This is a genomic window from Candidatus Phytoplasma crotalariae (assembly GCF_030586865.1).
GTDB lineage: Bacteria > Bacillota_I > Bacilli_A > Acholeplasmatales > Acholeplasmataceae > Phytoplasma > Phytoplasma citri.
Genome location: NZ_JAOSIR010000046.1, coordinates 1 through 2,448, shown reverse-complemented (window position 1 = coordinate 2,448; position 2,448 = coordinate 1). Strand labels below are relative to the sequence as shown.

Annotated in this window: 2 protein-coding genes, 1 tRNA gene and 1 pseudogene; 3 read left to right on the top strand and 1 reads right to left on the bottom strand. The window is 24.1% G+C overall.

Annotation, left to right across the window (positions count from 1 at the left end; all coding sequences use genetic code 11):
* Positions 1-366: 366 nt before the first annotated feature.
* The 3 genes from OC683_RS02305 to OC683_RS02295 all read left to right on the top strand — a co-directional run bounded on the left by OC683_RS02305 (position 367) and on the right by OC683_RS02295 (position 1,978).
* Positions 367-457 (top strand) — tRNA-Ser (locus tag OC683_RS02305).
* Positions 458-599: 142 nt separating this feature from the next.
* Entirely contained in the window at positions 600-1,466 is an 867-nt protein-coding gene (locus OC683_RS02300; RefSeq protein WP_304514927.1) for a thymidylate synthase, read from the top strand.
* On the top strand, positions 1,463-1,978 hold the full coding sequence (locus tag OC683_RS02295) for a dihydrofolate reductase (protein WP_304514926.1): 516 nt from the start codon (positions 1,463-1,465) through the stop codon (positions 1,976-1,978). Before OC683_RS02300 ends, OC683_RS02295 begins: the two co-directional genes overlap by 4 nt.
* A 255-nt stretch (positions 1,979-2,233) precedes the next feature.
* Here the strand turns inward: OC683_RS02295 and OC683_RS02290 are convergent.
* Positions 2,234-2,448: pseudogene (locus OC683_RS02290) on the bottom strand (phosphatidylserine decarboxylase); the annotation flags it as partial.

The following is a 2,448-nucleotide window of genomic DNA, read 5'->3' as shown; positions in this document are numbered from 1 at the left end:
ATATAAGCTTTACGTTTAAACAACCTGATAAAACCTAAAATAGAAATCATACTCATTAACAAGAATAATCCAGAAGGAGTCATACCTAACATAAAACCACATATCCCTAATAAATGTTCATCATTCATGAGATCTTCTGCTGCTTTTTTTAGTTAATAATTTTGGATAATTAGCAATTGTCATTTCTATCTATTATGAATTATACTGGCTGCTAGATTAATTGTAGAAAGTATGTGATGTGGAGTATGATTGATTTGATACCAAGTTAGTATCTCGAGAGAGAATATATTAGGATAATTTTAGTACTAGGAAATTCGCTTATAATTTTTTTTAAAAAAAATTGCAATTAATAAAAAGGATTATTTCGGAGGAATACCCAAGTCTGGTTAAAGGGGCTCGCTTGGAAAGCGTGTAGATCTTATTAGATGCGAGGGTTCGAATCCCTCTTCCTCCGCCATTAATTTTTTATATAAATGGTTTATATAAATAAATATTTTATTATTTTATAACATAATTTTTCTGAAAATAAAATATAAAATCATAAAATATTTAATTTATAAAAATTTGATTTCGAGCCAAAGGTTAAATGTGTTATTAATATGAAAAAATATTTAAATTTATGTCGTACTATTTTAAAATATGGTAATATACGTGATAATCGTACTAAAGTTTTAACTAAAAGTATTTTCGGTTATCATATGCGTTTTAATTTGACCCAAGGATTTCCTTTATTAACGACAAAAAAAATTAATTTTAATCTAGTGATACATGAATTATTATGGTTTATTAAAGGAGATACTAATATTCGTTATTTAGTTGAAAATAAAGTTAATATTTGGAATGAATGGCCTTACGAACAATATCGTAACTCATCTTTTTTTAAAAATGAAACTTTATCGGAATTTATAAATAAAATTAAAGAAGATGAAAATTTTGCTAAAAAATATGGAAATCTTGGACCGATTTACGGAAAGCAATGGCGTGATTTTGCAGGAGTTGATCAATTAAAACAAGTAATTAGTGATATTAAATTTAATCCTTATTCGCGGCGTTTAATTATTTCTGCTTGGAATCCTTCGGAAATATCTCAAATGATTTTACCTCCCTGTCATATATTAATGCAGTTTTATGTCGAAGAAAATAAATTATCTTTACAAGTTTTCCAAAGAAGTGCAGATGTATTTTTAGGAATCCCCTTCAATATTAGCAGCTATAGTTTATTATTATGTTTAATCGCTCATATTACTAATTTACAGGCTTATGAATTAATTTATAATTTAGGAGACGCTCATATTTATCTTAATCACATTCCTCAAATTAAAATTCAATTAAAACGTTCTCCTAAATCATTACCTTACATTACTTTAAATAAAAATATTCATTGTATCGAAGATTTTACTATTAAAGATATTTGTTTGCATAATTATGATGCGCACGAAACTTTAAAAGGAGAAATAGCAGTATGATTAGTTTAATAGTAGCTGTAGATGGCAACTTTTTGATTGGTAATGATGAAAGATTACCTTGGCATTATCCTCAAGATTTAGCTTTTTTTAAAAGAAAAGTGACTAATCAAAGAGTATTAGTGGGTTTAAGAACATATCAATCTTTATGTTCTTATTATAAAAATAAAAAATTTCCTTTTAAATCAATTTATTTGGCTACTACTTCTTTTTCTAATATTTTGTCCTCATATCATCGTGATGATATTTCTATTCAACAAGTTGATGATGTTAAAATTTTTTTAAAAAATTTTCATAAAACATCAAAATCAATTTTTGTGATTGGAGGTAGGCAAATTTATCAATTAGCTTTGCCTTATGTAAATATATTATATTTAACTTATATTTTGCGGCGTTTTTCGGGAAATATTTATTTCCCATATTTAAATTTAGATAAATATATTTTAAAAGAATATCGTATTATAGAAGAATTAATTTTTGCTACTTATTATAATAAAGTAAATAATTATTTGTAATTATTTTTGAAATAATGAGTTATGATTTTAAAATTTGGATAAAAGTTATTTAATGTATTTTAATAATTATATATCTAATTTCAAGATATTAGTTAAGATTATATTTTTGTTTTTATAAAGGGGTTAATTTCGATGAATTTATTTAGTTTGTTATTTGTAATAGTTTTTTTTGTAGTTTGGCGTTTTTTTATTAATATTTTTTCCGGAATTGTTGGAAAAATAATAGGGGGATTTTTTGGGTTTTTTGTCGCTTTTTTAGTACCTATATTTCTTATAAGTATTTTGTTTTCCATGATTAATTTTGTTTTTAAGTCTGTATATCTTGATTTTGTATATTTGATTTAAATTAATTTTTTTATAAACACGAATAAAAAAATCATTATAAGATTTAAATGAATTTTGTGTAAATAAACCAGTATTAATGCGATTTTTAATGATAATCTTTTTAACATGAATACGCGAAAAGATAG

What these genes read in the sequence shown, in the direction of transcription:
- OC683_RS02300 (WP_304514927.1), top strand. Translation starts at nt 600, where the DNA reads ATGAAAAAATATTTAAATTTATGTCGTACTATTTTAAAATATGGTAAT.
- OC683_RS02295 (WP_304514926.1), top strand. Translation starts at nt 1,463, where the DNA reads ATGATTAGTTTAATAGTAGCTGTAGATGGCAACTTTTTGATTGGTAAT.